Genomic DNA, 18,248 nt, shown 5'->3' with positions numbered 1-18,248 from the left:
GTTCAATCTCTCTCTAGTGGTGCGGCATGCTGTCTTTTAGCTTTTCTAAACTGATTTTCATTTTGGCATCGAGACGAGTACTAAAAAATACTCCTGATAATGCTGCAACCATACCAGCCATCGTCGGCATGGTTGCCATTGAAATACCAGCCGCCATCAAACGAGCATTACTCGTCCCCTGAACTGCCATCACATCGAACACTGAAATCATACCGGTTACGGTACCTAATAAACCTATCATTGGACAAATTGCCACTAAGGTTTTAATAATCAGCATACGTGCATTCAAATCTTGTTTCGCTTGGGACATCCAAGCTTCACGGATACGGTGCGCATACCAAGAGGTTGTTTCCTCTCTGGCGTCCCATGCAGTTGTGATTGCTTTATGGTGCTTTGGTGATATCCAATTAAGATACCAATAACGCTCCAGCATCAATACCCACATTAAGAACAGTACAGCCGCTACAAGCCAGAGGACGTTGCCCCCGGAGGCCATGAAGCCCCTGACGGAATCCCAAATATCCATCAGGTATATCATCATTAGTCAGCCCTCTTCTCAGCATGTGCTGCGATGATGCCAGCGCTTTGCTCTTCAAGGATCTGTACAATTGATTTGCTACGCGCAACAACAATTGCATGCATCAACATTAATGGCAGAGCAGCAACCAGGCCTTGTACCGTTGTTACCAACGCCATCGAAATACCGCCAGCCATCAGTTTTGGATCGCCAGTACCGAATAATTGAATACTTTGGAAAGTTGCAATCATACCCGTTACTGTACCTAGCAGACCCATCATAGGTGCGATAGCAGCCAGTACTTTAATGATTGAAATACGCGCTTCCAGTGCTGGCGTTTCTTTCAAAATAGCTTCGTCAAGTTTCAACTCTAATGTTTCAACATCAACATCTTTGTTTTCTTGATAAACTTTTAAGATACGACCCAAGGCATTATTACCAGGCTTATCTACATTTTTACGTTGGCTATTAACACGTGCGCCGATAATCGACATTGTCACTAAACGTTCGATAGAAATCAGCATACCTAGCGCAAGTAATATCATGATGATATAACCGATGACACCGCCAGATTCGATACGATCTTCCATACTCGCTTTGTTAGTAAAGATACTTAACAGTACACCACGTGCAGGGTCAACATAGAAAGGCGCAGTACCTGAAGTGATTTCTTCCCATTTAGCAACCGCGCGAACTTGGTAGCCTTCTGGTTGTTGAGATAACTGCTGAATTAATCCTAACTCAGGGTTATAAACAACATATTTGCCATCAGCTGTTAGGTTGTATGCACCAATACGGTGGATAGTGGTTGTGTTAACACTACCGTCGATACCAGTAACTGAGCCTTCGAACTTAACAACTTTGCCAGATTGTGCCATTTCAAACAGCTGCTCTTGCCAGAATTGTTCTAGTTCTTCAATTTTTGGTAGTTGTTTGCGTGAACCTAAATCAGCGATAAACTTGTCACGATTTGGGTATTGTGCGCTGGTATTTGAACTTGCCAATTTACCAGCAAAATCACCAGCTTCACCTTTAACCACACCAAACATCTCACCCAAGTCACCTTGAGCAGTTTTCAGATCTTCTTCTAACTGAGCTATTTTACGCTCGTTATCTAAAAACGCTTGGTTTAAATCTTTACCGCGTTGTTTCTCAGCCGCTAAAGCATCTTTTTCACGCTTTAATAGTGCAGCCTTATCGCCACGTTCAGCTTGAAATTCTTGTTCGCGTTTGCTGTTGACCTTACCTTCTGCAGCGCGTTCAACTTTAACTTGTTGCAATAATTGGTCAATGGATTTAGGCGCATCTGCAGCGCTTACCATACCAACAGTTAAAGAGAAACTTGCAGCCAACGCTGTAGTAATTAACTTCTTCATTATTGTGCAGTCTCCGCAGCAGGAAGTGGTAACGCGAATAGATCTAGAGCGCCTTGTTTACGGGCAATGCGGATACCTTTAGTCAGTTCACGCAAATAGCTGTCATCCAACTTATCCCAACCTTTAGATTCGGAGTTATACATCCAGCCAGTCTTTTGATCTAAACTCTGTGCATAAAGAGCCACACGACCTAGGTTGAAGAAGTCGACTAACACTTCTTTCCCATCTAGGTTTAACTTACCTTGGTTTACTGCAACTGCGCTGCCATATTCACGTTCAATGCTATAAGCATCAAGGATTAAGCGGTATTTTTCTGCTAATGTCACTTCAGCAGTATTAAGTAATGTCTTTAGTTCTTTTACACGATTAGCACGAACTTCAGAGTTAAAAGGTAAATCTAATTGAACAAACTGTTCTAATGATTCCACCATTTTAAACATTAATGGCACCACGCCTTGGCGAAGTTTATCAACACCATTAATATCTACTTGCACTGAGTCCATCGTCTTTTGCTGGTCAGCGACTAAGCTTGCGACATAATCGTTATATGACTTCAGTGATTCGCGCTCATCAGCAACAGAACCATACTCAAAGAGCATGTCTTGTGCTTGATCGAAATACTTATCAACGTTCTTCTGCGACGCAGCAGCATCAGCATGGATTTGACCATCTGCTTTCTGTACGTCGGTAAGAGGATTTGCAACCACGAAGTTACTGCTCGCTAATGCCAGCACGCCAACAAGTGCAGTAGCGATTTTTGTTCTATTGCTTACCTTGGACATAGTTCCCAACCAATTTGAAGTGAATAAAAAAGGTTTAACTTACGATTAACAATGTTTATTTTTAACAAATAAATTAAGACAAGTTAATGTAAGTCTCTCTTTATCTTGTGATTGTTTATTTTTTTCTTCCCTTTCCTACACTATTAAAGCGTAGACCCGCTGGCATCATTCCATAAAATGTTGACCGGTGTCAACATTTGAGATTGCTGAAAAGTTGCTAATTATGGTGCTTTTAAACAGATAACCTACTAATGGCTAGTTTGTGTACATTTATAACGTGAAACCCTTTACATTCGATGTAAGTAAAGAATGCTTTATGTTTTTTGAAAAATAAAATGCCAAGCCAGTAATTGTGCATCCGTTGACGTTAAGGTTGTAGCAGACACTAACTCAACACCCTCATTCAATAGGATTTTCCGCATTGACGTTAACTTGTTTTCATCAATCGCCGCGCGCACTAACTCTTCAAGTCTAAGCGCTAAATCACTGAGTTGTTTTTGAACAAATTTTAGATAGTCTTTTTTCTTGTCTACGGGCCAATAAAGCCCTTGTTTGAAAAAAGTCGTCACGTAATTCAATATTTCTGAATCCACTAGTGCAGTTTCATTAGAGGCATGTAATTCACCAATAGATTGATTAATATCGTTACGCAACGCCTCACACGCTTGATCGTTTTTTATTCTATTTATATCGACTTTAGTCGTGACTTGACCCATTGAGTCTGTAAGTGAATACAAATTATCCACTAGCTTTTTTGTGGTAACACTCTGTATAAGCAATAAAATTTGTTTGTTTCTATGGATGATCATCGAGTTGTGATGATGGCAGACAAGGCATAATCGTCCACCTACATTCAAAATATTTGCGACGGCAACTAATGAGGTAGATAAGTTGGAATATTCAATACCAAATTGAGAAGTCACTAAATCGACGGGATCACTAAAAGGTAAGGACTCACAGTTTATTTCGCCAATCAGATCTATTTTAATCAAACTGTCATTATCAGGTTTTATAAGCTGTATTTTTGCAATATCAATACCACGAACACGACCGTTTACATTGGATTCATCTAAATAGCTTTTAAGTAATAAGGGTAAAGCGCCATTACCCGTTGCAATATCTAGCACTTCAAAATTTGGCCTTAATTCTTTAAATATTGGAAGCCAAATATCTTTTAGTATTCCTGCATAATTACCACTGAAATCAGTTCCAAACGAAGTTAAATTGCCCTGTTCCCAATACTCACTCCAGTGTTGACTCACATAACCTCCTGAGAAACTTTCACGTTTTTAACTACTAGAAATATAACAAAAAGGCCAGCAATTTGCTGGCCTTGTATACATTTTAACGATTTGTTAGAACTTTAGGGTATAGCTTGCACGATATTCACGACCGTAGTTGTTATACAACTCTGGGTTATCGTACGAACCAGAAGAACTTAATACAGGATCTTCATCAGTCAGGTTATTAACACCCAACAATACTTTGCCATAGCTACCGATATCATAGCTGTAGCTGATATTGTGGATTAACCAAGAATCTAACTTACCTTCTTCTTTATCTTCATTGGTTGAGCTGGTGTAGTTCATGTTCCACGAGAAGGCGTTGTCACCAATTTTATATACTGTTGTGAATACAGATCTATAGTCTGGTTGTCCATTCCATCCGGCGGTATCAACGGAGCCTGCACCACCTTCAACCTCTTCATCATATTTAAGTATGAAACTGTTAGTCCAGTTTACTGAAAAGTCACCAAACTCAGTGTCGATGTTGCCATTAAGTGCAACGTCAATACCTTCAATTTGTAACTTATCGCCGTTGCCATAGCCAGTACCCACTTCATAGGCTTGACCTAAACCGCCTCCAGTACCTGGTGCGCGTAGAACATAGAAAGTCTCATCAGGCACTAGCGAGCCAGAGGCGATACCTTCCATTACGTTAGTAATACTGCGTTGACTGATTACGTTATCAATATTTAAATCGAAATAGTCAACCTTAATGCCGAAGTTATCAACGATATCCCAAGCAACACCTAGGTTAATATATTCAGAAGTTTCAGGACCTAATTCACTGTTTGCTGAGATAAATGTATCGTACTGTGTTTCTAAACACTGAGTATCACTAATGCCATTAGAACGGCAATACGCATAGTCAGTACCATATTCCGCACTAAACGTGGTAGCAGCATTTAATTGATCTAGGCCTGGAGCTCGGAACGCTTCTGAGTATGATGCACGAACAACAACGTTATCTAGCGCTTGCCAACGAACAGAAGCTTTAGGCGCAACGTTACCACCAAAATCGCTATAATCGTCATAACGGGCGGCAAGGTTTATCTCAATCGTTTCTGTAATAGGTAAGGCTGCTTCATAAAACGCGGCCCAAACTTGACGATCACCGCCAGCAGAGTTACCCGCGCTACCACCGACTAAACCCGCTTCAGATTGTGCGTCATAGACTGATGTAAAGTTTTGATCGAAGTATTCCATACCAAAATAATGCGCAATTGCACCTGCTGGTAAATCAAATGCATCAAAACCGATACCTGCGTTCCATTGTTTAAATGTTGCACGGTCTTGCGTTAACGTTGTAGCCTTCATGTTATTAACGCCAGCTTCAGAGCCGAGATCAATACCATTGGCTTCGTTATATGCTAAACCTGAATAGCTAAGGTAATACTCACCGATAGACTTGTTATCAGCGATATTATGGTGATAATAAACTTCCCAAGTTGCATCATTCCATGCACTAATGCTACCGCGTAAACCAGTTAAATAATCTTGGTTGTAATCATTGACGTTACCGTCACGATTGCCAATATCTACCCAACGGAAATATCCTGTAGCACCATCTTCACCATAAGGGTTATGTGGGTTATCAGCAGTCATGTTGTTCCATGCTGCAGCTGGTGGCGCATAGCGACCGAAAGAGCTGTTTTGAGTAAACATGATACGGCCAAACCATTCTACATCTTCAGCAACTTCATAGTTAGAATCAACATAGACAGTATTACGATCTACAGAGGCTTTATTATACGAAACGTTAGCGGGTGCAAACGCACAGTATGTGTGACCTGCGCCTGATACGTTGTCAGCTTTAATCGTTTGGAATTTATCAGAGCCATACTTTGCTTCTAAATCATCACAAAGTGGTGAAGCTTGCTTCATTGTTTTATCAGGGCTACGAACCGTTGCACCGTATTGGCTCCAACCGATAGCCTCTTCGAACTGGATTTCTCCGTCACCGTTTAAATCATTCAGACTAGGAGCGGTGTAAGAGCGATCCGCGTCTCTAATACCTTCACGATCCTGATGATCAAATGCAAAGGTCAGGTTACCTTTATCCATCTGATAACCAGCAACAACAGAGAACTCTTTACTTGTCATGCCTTCATCTTGGTCGCGAGCACCCGCGCCAACGTTAAACTCAAGACCTTGGTAGTTCTTCTTCATGATGATGTTAACAACACCAGCAATCGCGTCTGAACCATAAGTAGAAGAAGCACCGTCAGTTAGAATTTCAATTCGCTCTACTGCCGCCATAGGAATAGCGTTTAAGTTTGCAGATGAACCGCCTAATGTTGGAGAACCAGGGAAACGCTTGCCATCGATTAACACAAGTGTGCGACTTGAGCCTGCGCCACGTAAATCAATCGTCGCTTGTGATTGAGCAGAACTACCTGAACGTTCAGAGAATGAACCAAATGAGTTTAAGTTACTATTTCGTAGAGCATCAGCAACGGTAAAGTTACCTTCGACTTTCATATCTTCAGTCGTAATAGTCGTTACTGGTGATGCACCTTCTAGGTCAGTACGCTTAATTCGTGAACCTGTAACTTCAATACGCTCAACTTTCGCCCCATCTTCAGCCGCCAAAGCAACTGGAGCCGTAAATGCAGCAACCGCTACGCCGCTAATTAAAGCTAAGCGTACAGAATTAGCGAGTAAATTATGTTTTAGCATTGTCAATCTCCCTGGAAATATTATGTCTTTATTATAATCCGCTTATTTAATAAACGGTTTCAAACTGAGGTGTCTTGGACCCCTCGCTGGAAACAATAAAATCACATATAAAACCTTTAAGCAACAATAAACATACAAACAATACAATTGCGCGACAAAACGCGCATTATATGAACATATTTATCGGGAGAGTGACTTTAAAACAGCCAAAAAAATGCCAGTCATTTCTGACTGGCATTTCTGTATAAAAAGAGTTAAGTATTAGCAGATTTATATCTTAGAGAAATAAGATTTTTAGAGTGAGTAACGAATACCAATTGCTACACCGTCATCTTCAGAAAGCGCCATTTTGGCTTCCTGATCTTTATCGGCGCTAGTAAAATCACTGTAATCTTTACGTGCTTCTATGTAAAGCACTGTATTAGGATCCCAAACAAAATGCAAACCAACCACCACAAACTGACGTTTAAACACGTCTTTTGGATCAGCATTAAAGTTAGGCTGAATTACGTAGTCATCACCTGCATCTAATATGTTGTACGATATAAATGGACGTAATCCGTTATCAAACTTAAAAGACGCTAGTGTTTCAACACCATAGGCATCTTTAATTAAGCGGCCAATATTATCTGTATCATGATTTTCTTGTCTATTGATGTTTGCTGCAGCGTATAAACCATCATTGTCGAAATTACCCCAAGTGACACCAGCACCATAGATAAGATCAACTGCTGTTGATTGCGTACCATTACCAAAGCTGACATCAAACTCACCACGGTTAACACCTGCTGTTAATGTCAGCATATCAGTCGCTTTATAGGTCAGCGCGCCACCATAGGTGTAATTATACTCGACTTGTTGCGCCGCTTTATCGCCACCTTCCCAGTTCGTTTGGCACTGACTTTGAGAAATATCAGCGGTCGTATCACACGTATAGAAACTGCTGTTTTTTAACTGTGCTTGAACTGCGAAGCTAACATCGCCAAAGGCATTACGATACTGAACCGTTTTATCACCACGACCCACACCGTTTACCGCACCATCATCTTTATTAAACGTGTAAACACCGGCAGTGTTACCGTCCCATACAAAGCCGTAGTTGGTATTGTAAACGACATCGTACCAAGCACCCCACTGCTTGCCGATAGTTAAGGTACCGTATTTATCGTGAGATAAGCCGGCATAACCTAAACGATTATAAAAAAATTCTTCTTGTACCGATTCGAAGCGATTATTGTAAACAATATCGCTATTACCCACTGGGTTTACACCCCATTCTAGTTTTGCAAATGCATTCCAACCGTCGGTCAATTCACGGTTAAAACCGAAATTAATCCGTGATGCACCATTAACAACCTCTGTTTCGTCCTGAGTGTTGATCACGCGAGCATCAATAAAACCACCGATTTCTACGGCATTTTTATTATCTTTATAGATCTCGATAGCTGAGACAGAGGGTACTAGAAATATTGCTGCCAGCGCAGTGGCTACTAACGTCTTGTTCATTTGGGGCTTAACCTTTTTGTTTATGTTCTACCAACGTCATTCCGTTGTTATATTTCCTTACAATTTCAGCTTAAAGGGTAGCAAACTTTCAATATCTCCTCAAAGCGAAACCTAAAAAATATGCAGACTCGCATCACAAAAACAAGGTGATTAACATCAACTAAACCTAACAAGCCTAATCATCGACTACAAAAATAAACACGACAGAAATAGTTAAAACATTATATTAACAATAGTTGTTTTGATGTAATGCTCATGTAGTTTAGTTTCATTATTGAAAATACTGGCTCGGCAATAGGACCAATTTGTTTGTCGATGTAGTATTGATAGTCGATTTTAGAGGTTCTGTACTCAACAGACTCAGGACCGTTTACAGTGATTAGATAATCTATTTGTGCTCCCCGCTTGCCAAAAGCAGCATTACCTGTTGTGTCACATAATTGCTGGGCAACTTTGACATGTGGAGAAGACTTAGCTGTATAGTCTTCAATATTGCGCCGCATACGCTTACGAAATACTAAGTCATCGTCTAACTGGCCATCGAGCAGTTGTTCAAACACGCTAGCTAAATAAACACTGATATCCCTTTGGTTAAACATGCGCTCGTAGAGTGATGCTTGAACTTTACGTGCTAAAGGGCTCCAATCACTACGCACTTGTTCCATGCCTTTAAAAATAAGCTCAAGTTCATCACTCGCATTACGCCAAGCCCCCACATAACGCTTCTTACTGCCTTCTAATGACCCCCTTAGCGTTGGCATAAAAAACTGCTCGTAATGACGCTCAAACTGTAACTCGAGAAAACTCTCAACTTGGTGTTCTTCAGTAATCTTAGCGTGCCATTTTGCGTTGATATCGTCGGCAAGTGTCTGACCTAAAGCGCTTATATCGGTGAGATCAGGCTCGCTGCCAAGCCAGACAAAGGTCGAATCCGTATCGCCGTAAATCACTTGATAGCCCATTTCTTCTATCCAGGTGCGGGTTTGCTTCATTATTTGATGACCACGCATGGTGATAGAACTTGCCAACTTAGCATCATGAAAAACACAGCCTTGGGAGCCTAAAACCCCATAAAGGGAGTTCATGATAATTTTTATCGCTTGGGATAACGGCGCATTATATTCACGTTTAGCCTTTTCGCGCTGCTCGGATAATGTTTGGATAAGCTTAGGCAAGATAGGCTGCTGCCGGCTAAATCGGCCACCTAGAAACCCTGCAACACATTCAGACTCGGGTAACTGTAAACCTTCAACCAAGCCTTTAGGATCGATCAAAAAAGTACGAATAATTGAGGGATATAAACTTTTAAAATCAAATACTAAGATATTTTTATACAGTCCTGGCAACGAATCCATCACATAGCCACCGGGACTTTCAATGCCATCACTTGCAGGGGCATCGGGGGCAACGTAACCCGCGCGATGTAAATGTGGTAAATACAAATGATTAAACGCCGCCACCGAAGCCCCTACCCGTCCCAGTTCTAAACCCGTCAGTTCGGCCCGCGCGAGGGCAAAATCCCACAATTGAGTGTGAGTGAAAATATCCCACACTAGGCGGCTATCGGTGAGATTGTAATGTGCTAAGGCTTGTTTATCGGTCTTAAACAGCAGGTCAATTTCTTCAACGCGGTTATCCACGTTATGAATGGCCTTGCCTTCACCTAATAGGTGCCGCGACACAAATTCCAACGAGAAACGCTCAAAGTGATAAAAAGCAGCTTTAAGCCAATCGATACCATCGAGTACCACGCGCCCCGGTAAACTCAAGGTTTCGGGGCGAAATTTATTATCGACCTTCCAATCAAGCTTGGCCCCACCCCGGCCAATCGTTAGCGGAATACGGTGTAATAGCGCGCGACGTGATAGCAATGCAAGATCAAAACTGACCACTGACCAACCGATAATAAAGTCAGGATCAAACTCATGGAACCAAGCAATTAATCGATGAATTAGCGCGGATTCATCGGCCACCCATTCAATATATTCGGGGGAGTTTGATTCAGCGTCGCCCACCATAATCACTTTTTCATAAGTCTGCTTGAGGCTGCCTTGCCCCTCCTCTCGGCCACTGTCTTGACCATATAGCGCGACCGAATAGAGTAAACCCTCAAAGCTACATTCAAAATCCAGTGAGATACAGCGTAAATTCACCGCCGTTAAAGGGGCAATACTCTTAGCCCGCTCGCCGATAAACACAGGCAAGGAGTTAACCTCAGCGCTATCAATACTAGGCTCAAGATAATGCCCTAAAAAGGCCACATCAAGCGCCACAAAACGCTCAAATAAGTAACGCTGTTCTGGGCGAATATCCGCTTCAAATAGGGGAATATCAGCATCTTTAGCAATGCGTTGTAAAGTACGTAAGCTACTGCTGGACTTAGCATAAACTCCACTGACGGCGCCGCCTTTAAAGCTTTTGAGCGCTAACGGCACAAACCGTAATGCTTGACCCGGCGTTTGTAACTGTAAAGCCGCCACATCCGTTTGATGACAAAAACAAATGTGTTCAGTGCCTTGCACTTCCACCAGCACAGGGCCTTGGGCGGTCGCCAGATAATACTGCAACACTAAACTCCCATGACGATGAATCGCATGGCGTGTTAAGACTCGACCTTGTACACTAACGGCCGCTGTTGCCTCAGGCTTCATCGCATTGGTTCCCAAATCGTATAGCTACTCAATTTAAATGCCACCAAATGGCAGAAAAGTTTCTTAGGCTATGCAATCACTGTTATTATGTACAGCATTAATTCGATAAAGTAGTGACGCATGTTACCTGACAATGTAAAAACCCAGATCCGCGCCATCTATAAAGATATTGCTACCGCCTTGCCTAATTTTAGGCCGCGCCGCGAACAAAACTATATGGTAGCGGAAATCTCTAAGACCCTCGCCGGCGACTATGACAAAGATAGACGCATTATTGTGGTCGAAGCGGGGACGGGTATCGGTAAATCATTGTCTTATATTCTCGGTACCATCCCACTGGCATTATCGAGTAAGAAAAAAGTTTGTATTGCCACCGCTACCGTGGCATTACAAGAGCAACTACTGCATAAAGACTTACCCTTCTTTCTTGAACAATCTGGTTTAAATTTCCGTTTTGGCCTTGTAAAAGGTCGACAACGTTATGTGTGTTTATCAAAATTGGCGATGCTCATCGGTGACGATGACAGTACACAAATGGCGATGTGGCAAACTAAGCCAGACAATAGCCAAGTGGCGATGATGCACGGCCTGCTAAAAGACTATAACGAAGGTCGCTGGAACGGTGAAATCGATACCTTAAATGTGCCACTACCCGATCATTTATGGCAACAAATCGCCTGTGACAAACACAGTTGCCATCGCCAAGTTGCCAGCCATAGAAATTGTCCGTTCCATAAGGCCCGGGAAGATCTCGACACATGGGACGTACTCATTGCCAACCACAGCTTATTATTTGCCGACTTAGAATTAGGGGGTGGGGTAATTTTACCCGATCCCGAAGATGTGTTTTACGTCATCGATGAGGCACATCATTTGCCGATTGTGGCGCGGGACTTTTCCAGTGCGCAGGCCACGCTGAGGGGCGCATGCGACTGGCTCGAAAAAATTGGTAAAACTTGCGCTAAGTTACAAAACCAAATAAAGAGCAACAATATCATTGCCCCTGCTCAGGCTATGCAAGATCATTTAAGCGATTTGATCACTCAGCTTAATCAGGTAGCCCAATATTGTGACTCCCAGACCAAGCACTTTGCCAATCCAGAAAACCGCTTGCGGTTTGAGCACGGCAAACTTCCCGAGTCACTGCTCATTCTCGCCGAAAACCTCGCTGTTACCTCTAATCTTGCCCTGAAGCAATTTAATAAAATGCTGTCACTGCTGGCCGAAGCGATAAAAGATGGCGATATTCCTAAACATCAATCCGAAGCCCTACTGGCTGAAACAGGATTTATGTTGCAAAGGCTCGAGAATCTACAAAAATTGTGGAAGATGATGGCTAAAGAAGATAAACACAAAGGTGCCCCTATGGCGCGCTGGGTTGAGCTTATCACGGGTAAACAGGCGGATTATCTCTTTAGCGCCTCACCTATCGAAGTCGGTTTTATGCTGGAGTCTATGTTGTGGCAAAAGGCTGCGGGCGTTGTCTTATGTAGTGCCACGCTGCGCGCACTGAATAACTTCGACCATTTCGTGCATCAGGTGGGATTATCCCTCAATGATGGCAGCCGTTATTTAGCCTTACAATCGCCCTTCGATTACCCCAATAACGCGACCCTGTATTTGCCAAAAATGCGCACAGAGCCTACGGATGATGCCTATACGGCAGAGCTTGCGGAGCAAATCATCACGCTTATTGATGGTGAAATGGCCACCTTAGTACTATTTGCTTCTTATTGGCAGATGGAAAAAGTAGTCGAATTACTTGAAGGTAAACTCACTACCGAGCTCCTCATCCAAGGTAATGCCCCGCGGCAACAATTGTTAGAGAATCATAAAGCCAAATGCGATAAGGGTGAACCCAGTATTTTATTTGGCACAGGTAGTTTCTCCGAGGGTCTGGATTTACCTGGCGATTATCTCACTAATTTAATCGTCACTAAGTTGCCCTTTGCGGTACCGACCTCGCCCGTTGAGCAAGCCCATGCAGAATATGTCAAAGTTAAAGGTGGTAACCCCTTCTTACAATTGACCATCCCTGATGCCTCCCGCAAGCTAATTCAAAGTTGTGGTAGATTACTGCGTAAAGAGCAAGATTATGGCAGAGTCACTATTTTGGATAGGCGACTAGTGACTAAGCGTTATGGCAAATCTTTGTTAGATGCCTTACCGCCCTTCAGACGAGTTATAGAGTAGGATTAAAATTTGGAATTGTTACTCGAGCCCAGCCATTGGGCCCTGTTGGCAGTGATTGGCCTTATCGCTGGATTTATTGATGCCGTAGTCGGTGGAGGTGGCTTATTGTCGATTCCTGCACTATTAGCTTTAGGTATGCCGCCGCATACGGTATTAGGCACTAATAAACTAGCAGCAAGTTTTGGCTCCTCCATGGCAGCTTGGACCTATTATCGCCAGCATCTCTTTACTCCTTCGTTTTGGTACATGGCCTTTATCGCCACCTTTATTGGCGCGGTATTGGGCAGTTTTCTAGTGTATTTAGTCGATACACAGTGGCTCGAAAAAGTCTTGCCGTTGATGATCATCGGCATCGCTATTTACAGTTTAGTCAGCCCAAATGCGATATCAGATATCAACTGCCAAGCCCCAATAGCTAAACCTCCCGCTAAAAAGCAGTGGCTACAGGGATTAATTTTAGGTACTTATGATGGTTTTGCTGGCCCCGGTATTGGCGCATTTTGGACGGTGACATCAGGCTCTTTATATCAGCTGCCGTTACTGCACAGTTGTGGGCTCGCCCGTGCAATGACCTTTACCAGCAACTTAACCGCATTAGCTATTTTTGGCTGGCTTGGGCAAGTACAGTGGCAAATAGGTTTAGGGATGGGATTGTGCATGATGTTAGGCTCATTTATCGGCGCTCGCTGCGCGATTAAATTTGGCATGCCCTTTATCCGTCCACTGTTTATTTTAATTGTGCTAATGATTGCAGCAAATTTGGCATGGAGTGCATGGTTGTGAACACCCAACAATTAATGGTGATGTTGAAGAATCAGCTTAAAGCCTTAGAACAAGAAGTGCTGCAACACGATAATCGACTCGCCCCGCCGCAGCGCAAGCTCCTGCTAGAAACGGAGCGTTTTAATCACTCGCTGTTTATCCAACACGGCGCCCAACTCGGCCCCTGTATTGAACAAATTCGTAGCAGTATTATGCAGCTCGAAAAACAAATTAAGCTCAAACTTGCCCCGCAAACTATCGCACTGAGCTGTGAGCGAATTCAAGACAGATTTACCGCCGTCAAACGTGCCTTGCTTACGACCTCTATTGATATTAAGTCCAAAACTCAACAACGCGCCAGTAGCCGTGCCCGCTTTGTTCAACGTCAGAATCAATCTCATCAAGCCAGTGGTTTTGAATGGATTGCCAATAACGTGATGCAAAATAGTCATGAAATTTACGCAGAATTGAACAAACATCTAAATTGGGCAAAAAAATTTGAACAAAAAATTGAAGAAATGGAATCAAAACTTGAAAACTGTCATAGTGCTGACAAAATACAATTGCAAAATGACATCCTTTTGATGCATCGTCGTTTAGGAAAATGCAGGCAAGCTATTAGTTATATAGAAGATCGCATTCAAATATTCGAACGCCCGTATCAGAGTAATAATCGTTAAGGAATAATAATGAAATCACTTTTGCCAATTAGCAGCCTGCTAATATTACTCAGTTCTGCCTCAGCCTTCGCTGCAGATCTGACCATTCCAATGTCATTTGAATATATTGCCCTCGACGGTAAAAAAGTAGAGTCTAGTTTATTCAATCATAAAAGCAGCTTAACCTTGGCACCCGGCACTCACAAAATCGCCATTCGTTACCACGAAATGGTCGAAGATGATTATAGTGATAGCCAAACCTTTGTTAAATCGGCTCCTTTCATCGTGACGTTAAACGTGGATGGCGACTATCAATACCACCTTCAAGCCGCCGAAGGAGACGTCGTTAAAAAGCCCAAAGTCTTCGCTAAAAATCCGCAAGTTAAATTAACACGCAGTGATAAAGGCGACGTCAATTACCAAGTGACAAATACCAATTTAGAAGAAGAAAGCTTTGTTTCGCGCTTATTCACAGGAAATCAAGCTGATGATGTAGCAGGTAGTGTCACTGCAGCAACTGGCGCTGCAGGTGCAGTAGCAGCAGTTGCCCCCGCAACTACATCGGCTCAAACTGCTGTCAGCGCAACGTCATTAACCGCTCCAGTTGATACATCCAAAGCTGCAGGCGCTAATCCACAGCAAATGCTGCAATACTGGTGGCTGCAGGCAGATGAAAAAACACGTAAAGAGTTTATGAGTTGGGCCATTTCACAGTTATAGCAATTTGTTATAACGAGGTTTAATCGATATTAATTATCGAGCCAATAGCTATCGCGCCAGCACATCTAAGCTGGCGCTTTCTTTAAAAAAACTTCCCACTTCAATAAAAATACTGCCTCATACAAACCATAAAATGATGACGTTAAAAGAGTATCAATAGCGGTATTCTCATAAAACCATAGTGTTAAAGCTGACTAAAAAAGTAGATTGATGTTCTACCATGTTAAAAAAACGTGGGGATATTGCTTTACCGTAAGATAAGGACTATTCAAATGGCGGCTGGCAGCACTGTCAATAATAACATCAGAAAATCCATTTATAAGCATCATTCGCTGCAACGATGCCAGAGTCGCACTACAATATAAGCCAAAGATTTAACTAATTTTTCATTGCGATAAACGATTTGTAGTAGCAAACTCAATAAAACTGTCATGGAGTATAAAAATGCAACTTGAAATCCGTAATTACTACGAAGTTCTTTTGATGGAAATATTGTCAGACGAAGGGCTGATGGACGAGCTTCCCGAGGATTATCTTGCAGATCTTTGTTGTGTAACCTTAAACCAACTCCCCGTGCGTTACGTTCGTCACCTTGTCGATACCTATTTCTTTGAGGATTACAAAGAGTTGCAAGAGTTAAAGCGTGAGATCCAAACTGCGCTAGAAAAGTCGCGCGTCTTTCTTAAGCAAAATTTACAAAAAAGATTACAAGAAGAAGCCGAAGCGAATAATTAATGCCTACAAGAAATGGCACTCGAGCTTAATCAACTGCTGAATGACTATCAAATACACAGTTATCAAACAATCCAATGACACTCATAAAGACAGGTGTACTTAAATAGAAAACGTCGATACATAAAATTGACGTAGATCCGAAACACATTCGAATACTGAAAATAGTCAGTTATGCCGCTATTGAAAAATGAGGAACTAAACGAAAAATACTAATAAGAAAGGATATTAGAGGAGAAAAATTGAACTTGGAGGTTCCCCTAGAGCCACACCCCGGCACACGAGTCACTTGCTGCGGTTGCTCCCTTCCAGGCCTGGCCGAGTTCACAAGTTATCATTGCGGGGGGACCCTAGGGTCACCATAACTTCGAGCATTTTCTTGTGATTAGATAAACCAAAGAGCTTGCTAGAACGCGAAGTATTATCCCCTATGGCTCCCACGGGATCAAGCGCTAATCAACAAGATCCGTTAATATCCTCACCAACTGCACAATCTATAAGCACATATAGTGATTAAAATAATAAAAGCCTAACTATGTAGGCTTTTATTTAGATGTTACTGAACATTGTTATACTAAACTCACTGAATATCTTAAATATTATAACTTGATTATATGACGATTCTGTTCAATCAATTTAGTCCCAACACCCGATACATTTGCTAAATCATCGATTGCATTGAACTTACCATTTTTAGTGCGGTAGTCGACAATCGCTTGAGCCTTTGCTGCACCAATCCCTTTTAGTACTTGTAACTGTTCAACCGAAGCCGTATTTATGTTGACTTGGGCGGTATCTGGCATCGCTTTTTTCGCAGTTGATGTCATCTCACTGGCCTCAGATTTAACCTGAGTCTGCATTTTTTCAGCGGCTTTTGTTGTTTCTGCGGCACTAACTGGCGTTGTTAATAACAAGGTTAATGCCATGGCACTCATAATAACGGGTATACCATTTATGGTTTTCATAACGATTCCTCTGCTCCATGAAATTCGGCCTCTCGTCCTACTTCCGTGGCCTTCAATCAAAAATAGACTAAGGAATACTAAAACACCAAATCGATATCCAAAATATATTCAACTGCACCAATTATCTAACTGCACATAGACTTAGACAGGATGGACAAGTTAACAGGCTATGTCATACGCGCAAAAGCCTGCTTTAAGTCGGCGATAATGTCATCACAATCTTCTAAGCCAATCGAAATCCGCAGTAAATTATCACTAATCCCCGCTGCGGCTCTGGCTTCTGCGGTATAAGGCGAATGTGTCATTGATGCCGGATGTTGAATAAGGGATTCAGCGTCACCTAAACTTACCGCAATAGAAAATAGCGTTAAATAGCCCACAAATGCCATGGATTCATCTAAATTTGCCGCTAATTCAAATGCAATCACACCACCAGCACGTTTCATCTGCTTACCGATAAACTGATGACCGGGATGGCATTTAAGACCAGGGTAATACACTCGAGTCACTGCGGGATGCTCAGATAAAAACTCAGCGACGCGCTGGGCACTATCGCAATGGCGCTGTAAACGTACATCTAAGGTTTTAAGGCCGCGTAAGATCAGCCAAGCATCATGTGGCGATATCACAGCACCAATATCCTTTAAAATTTCATACTTCACTTTGTGGAGCTGCTCTTCACTGCCACACACTATCCCCGCAATCACATCGCCATGGCCATTCAGATATTTAGTCGCACTGTGGACTACCAAATCAATGCCAAAATCCAGCGGCCTCTGCAGTAATGGCGTCATGAAGGTATTGTCGACAATACTGACCAACTGATGACGTTTGGCAATATTCGCAATTGCCGCTAAATCAAATACCTGCAAATGCGGATTGACTGGGGTTTCACAGAAAATGACCTTAGTATTGGATTTAATCGCAGCTTCTATTTCTGTTACCGATGAAAAGTCCACTAGGGACACTTCAATACCAAAGCGGGCAAACTGAGTCGTCATTAGCGCGTAAGTACAACCGTATACGGCATTCGACGCCACTAAGTGATCGCCCATCTGTAAATTAGCCAGCAATGCGGCGGATACTGCGCCCATACCAGAAGCAGTTGCTGCTGCGGCCTCTGCCCCTTCTAAAATCGCCATTTTACGTTCAAGCTCGGCAGTTGTCGGATTACCTAAACGCGTGTAAATATACCCCAGCTCATTGCCCGCAAATCGCTCACCACCTTGCTGTGCAGACTCAAACACAAAAGTCGCACTTTGGTAAAGCGGCGTCACTAAGGCACCAAAGGCCTCTCTCTCATGGCCGCCATGAATAACCTGTGTTGCCGCCTTCCACATCTTGCCTGACTCATCTTGCATACCTAGCTCCTTGTCATTAGCTTTGAGCCCTTTCTGCTCTTTATGGTTATTAGTTGTAGGGT

General features: G+C 42.6%; 14 protein-coding genes and 1 other RNA gene. 5 read left to right on the top strand and 10 right to left on the bottom strand.

Annotated elements, in window-relative coordinates; translation table 11 throughout:
- Positions 1–13 precede the first annotated feature (13 nt).
- From ACRN9H_RS10830 to ACRN9H_RS10800, 7 genes are all read right to left on the bottom strand, one after another.
- Entirely contained in the window at positions 14–541 is a 528-nt protein-coding gene (locus tag ACRN9H_RS10830) for a MotA/TolQ/ExbB proton channel family protein (RefSeq protein ID WP_432313660.1), read from the bottom strand.
- Positions 541–1,893: a MotA/TolQ/ExbB proton channel family protein gene (locus tag ACRN9H_RS10825; protein ID WP_432313659.1), complete on the bottom strand. Its 1,353-nt coding sequence runs from the start codon at positions 1,891–1,893 to the stop codon at positions 541–543. Before ACRN9H_RS10825 ends, ACRN9H_RS10830 begins: the two co-directional genes overlap by 1 nt.
- The gene (locus ACRN9H_RS10820) at positions 1,893–2,675 is read right to left on the bottom strand and encodes a DUF3450 domain-containing protein (RefSeq protein ID WP_432313658.1); all 783 of its coding nucleotides are present in this window, start codon (positions 2,673–2,675) and stop codon (positions 1,893–1,895) included. Before ACRN9H_RS10820 ends, ACRN9H_RS10825 begins: the two co-directional genes overlap by 1 nt.
- 314 nt (positions 2,676–2,989) lie before the next feature.
- Positions 2,990–3,937 (bottom strand): class I SAM-dependent methyltransferase, encoded by a 948-nt coding sequence (locus ACRN9H_RS10815; protein ID WP_432313657.1) that lies wholly within the window; start codon positions 3,935–3,937, stop codon positions 2,990–2,992.
- Positions 3,938–4,030: 93 nt separating this feature from the next.
- Entirely contained in the window at positions 4,031–6,637 is a 2,607-nt protein-coding gene (locus tag ACRN9H_RS10810; protein ID WP_432313656.1) for a TonB-dependent receptor, read from the bottom strand.
- Between the two features lie 294 nt (positions 6,638–6,931).
- On the bottom strand, positions 6,932–8,143 hold the full coding sequence (locus ACRN9H_RS10805; protein ID WP_432313655.1) for a porin: 1,212 nt from the start codon (positions 8,141–8,143) through the stop codon (positions 6,932–6,934).
- 221 nt (positions 8,144–8,364) lie between these two features.
- On the bottom strand, positions 8,365–10,794 hold the full coding sequence (locus ACRN9H_RS10800) for a DNA polymerase II (protein WP_432313654.1): 2,430 nt from the start codon (positions 10,792–10,794) through the stop codon (positions 8,365–8,367).
- Positions 10,795–10,914: 120 nt separating this feature from the next.
- On the opposite strand from ACRN9H_RS10800, the gene dinG reads away from it, so the two are divergent.
- The 5 genes from dinG (at position 10,915) to ACRN9H_RS10775 (ending at position 15,863) form a co-directional block, all read left to right on the top strand.
- Entirely contained in the window at positions 10,915–12,987 is a 2,073-nt protein-coding gene (gene dinG, locus ACRN9H_RS10795) for an ATP-dependent DNA helicase DinG (protein WP_432313653.1), read from the top strand.
- A gap of 9 nt (positions 12,988–12,996) precedes the next feature.
- Complete coding sequence (locus ACRN9H_RS10790; protein ID WP_432313652.1) at positions 12,997–13,770, top strand: sulfite exporter TauE/SafE family protein; 774 nt, start codon at positions 12,997–12,999, stop codon at positions 13,768–13,770.
- Positions 13,761–14,429, top strand: a complete 669-nt coding sequence (locus tag ACRN9H_RS10785; protein WP_432313651.1) for a primosomal replication protein — start codon at positions 13,761–13,763, stop codon at positions 14,427–14,429. Before ACRN9H_RS10790 ends, ACRN9H_RS10785 begins: the two co-directional genes overlap by 10 nt.
- Before the next feature lie 9 nt (positions 14,430–14,438).
- Positions 14,439–15,128, top strand: a complete 690-nt coding sequence (locus ACRN9H_RS10780) for a DUF2057 domain-containing protein (RefSeq protein WP_432313650.1) — start codon at positions 14,439–14,441, stop codon at positions 15,126–15,128.
- A 444-nt stretch (positions 15,129–15,572) separates the two neighbouring features.
- Positions 15,573–15,863 carry a late competence development ComFB family protein gene (locus tag ACRN9H_RS10775; protein WP_432313649.1) on the top strand — a complete coding sequence of 97 codons (291 nt, stop codon included), beginning with the start codon at positions 15,573–15,575 and terminating at the stop codon, positions 15,861–15,863.
- Between the two features lie 254 nt (positions 15,864–16,117).
- Here ACRN9H_RS10775 and ffs read toward each other — a convergent pair.
- The 3 genes from ffs to megL form a co-directional block, all read right to left on the bottom strand.
- An RNA gene (gene ffs, locus ACRN9H_RS10770) (signal recognition particle sRNA small type) lies at positions 16,118–16,214 on the bottom strand.
- Positions 16,215–16,459: 245 nt separating this feature from the next.
- Positions 16,460–16,825 (bottom strand): ComEA family DNA-binding protein, encoded by a 366-nt coding sequence (locus ACRN9H_RS10765; RefSeq protein WP_432313648.1) that lies wholly within the window; start codon positions 16,823–16,825, stop codon positions 16,460–16,462.
- Between the two features lie 167 nt (positions 16,826–16,992).
- Positions 16,993–18,186 carry a methionine gamma-lyase gene (gene megL, locus ACRN9H_RS10760; protein ID WP_432313647.1) on the bottom strand — a complete coding sequence of 398 codons (1,194 nt, stop codon included), beginning with the start codon at positions 18,184–18,186 and terminating at the stop codon, positions 16,993–16,995.
- Positions 18,187–18,248 lie beyond the last annotated feature (62 nt).

Origin of the sequence: Shewanella sp. MF08487 (genome assembly GCF_050848685.1) — a bacterium.
Lineage (GTDB): Bacteria > Pseudomonadota > Gammaproteobacteria > Enterobacterales > Shewanellaceae > Shewanella > Shewanella glacialipiscicola.
This window is presented reverse-complemented; position numbering and strand designations above follow the sequence as displayed.

What these genes read in the sequence shown, in the direction of transcription:
- ACRN9H_RS10830 (WP_432313660.1), bottom strand. Translation starts at nt 541, where the DNA reads ATGATGATATACCTGATGGATATTTGGGATTCCGTCAGGGGCTTCATG.
- ACRN9H_RS10800 (WP_432313654.1), bottom strand. Translation starts at nt 10,794, where the DNA reads ATGAAGCCTGAGGCAACAGCGGCCGTTAGTGTACAAGGTCGAGTCTTA.
- dinG (WP_432313653.1), top strand. Translation starts at nt 10,915, where the DNA reads ATGTTACCTGACAATGTAAAAACCCAGATCCGCGCCATCTATAAAGAT.
- ACRN9H_RS10820 (WP_432313658.1), bottom strand. Translation starts at nt 2,675, where the DNA reads ATGTCCAAGGTAAGCAATAGAACAAAAATCGCTACTGCACTTGTTGGC.
- ACRN9H_RS10765 (WP_432313648.1), bottom strand. Translation starts at nt 16,825, where the DNA reads ATGAAAACCATAAATGGTATACCCGTTATTATGAGTGCCATGGCATTA.
- megL (WP_432313647.1), bottom strand. Translation starts at nt 18,186, where the DNA reads ATGCAAGATGAGTCAGGCAAGATGTGGAAGGCGGCAACACAGGTTATT.
- ACRN9H_RS10805 (WP_432313655.1), bottom strand. Translation starts at nt 8,143, where the DNA reads ATGAACAAGACGTTAGTAGCCACTGCGCTGGCAGCAATATTTCTAGTA.
- ACRN9H_RS10810 (WP_432313656.1), bottom strand. Translation starts at nt 6,637, where the DNA reads ATGCTAAAACATAATTTACTCGCTAATTCTGTACGCTTAGCTTTAATT.
- ACRN9H_RS10825 (WP_432313659.1), bottom strand. Translation starts at nt 1,893, where the DNA reads ATGAAGAAGTTAATTACTACAGCGTTGGCTGCAAGTTTCTCTTTAACT.
- ACRN9H_RS10780 (WP_432313650.1), top strand. Translation starts at nt 14,439, where the DNA reads ATGAAATCACTTTTGCCAATTAGCAGCCTGCTAATATTACTCAGTTCT.
- ACRN9H_RS10775 (WP_432313649.1), top strand. Translation starts at nt 15,573, where the DNA reads ATGCAACTTGAAATCCGTAATTACTACGAAGTTCTTTTGATGGAAATA.
- ACRN9H_RS10785 (WP_432313651.1), top strand. Translation starts at nt 13,761, where the DNA reads ATGGTTGTGAACACCCAACAATTAATGGTGATGTTGAAGAATCAGCTT.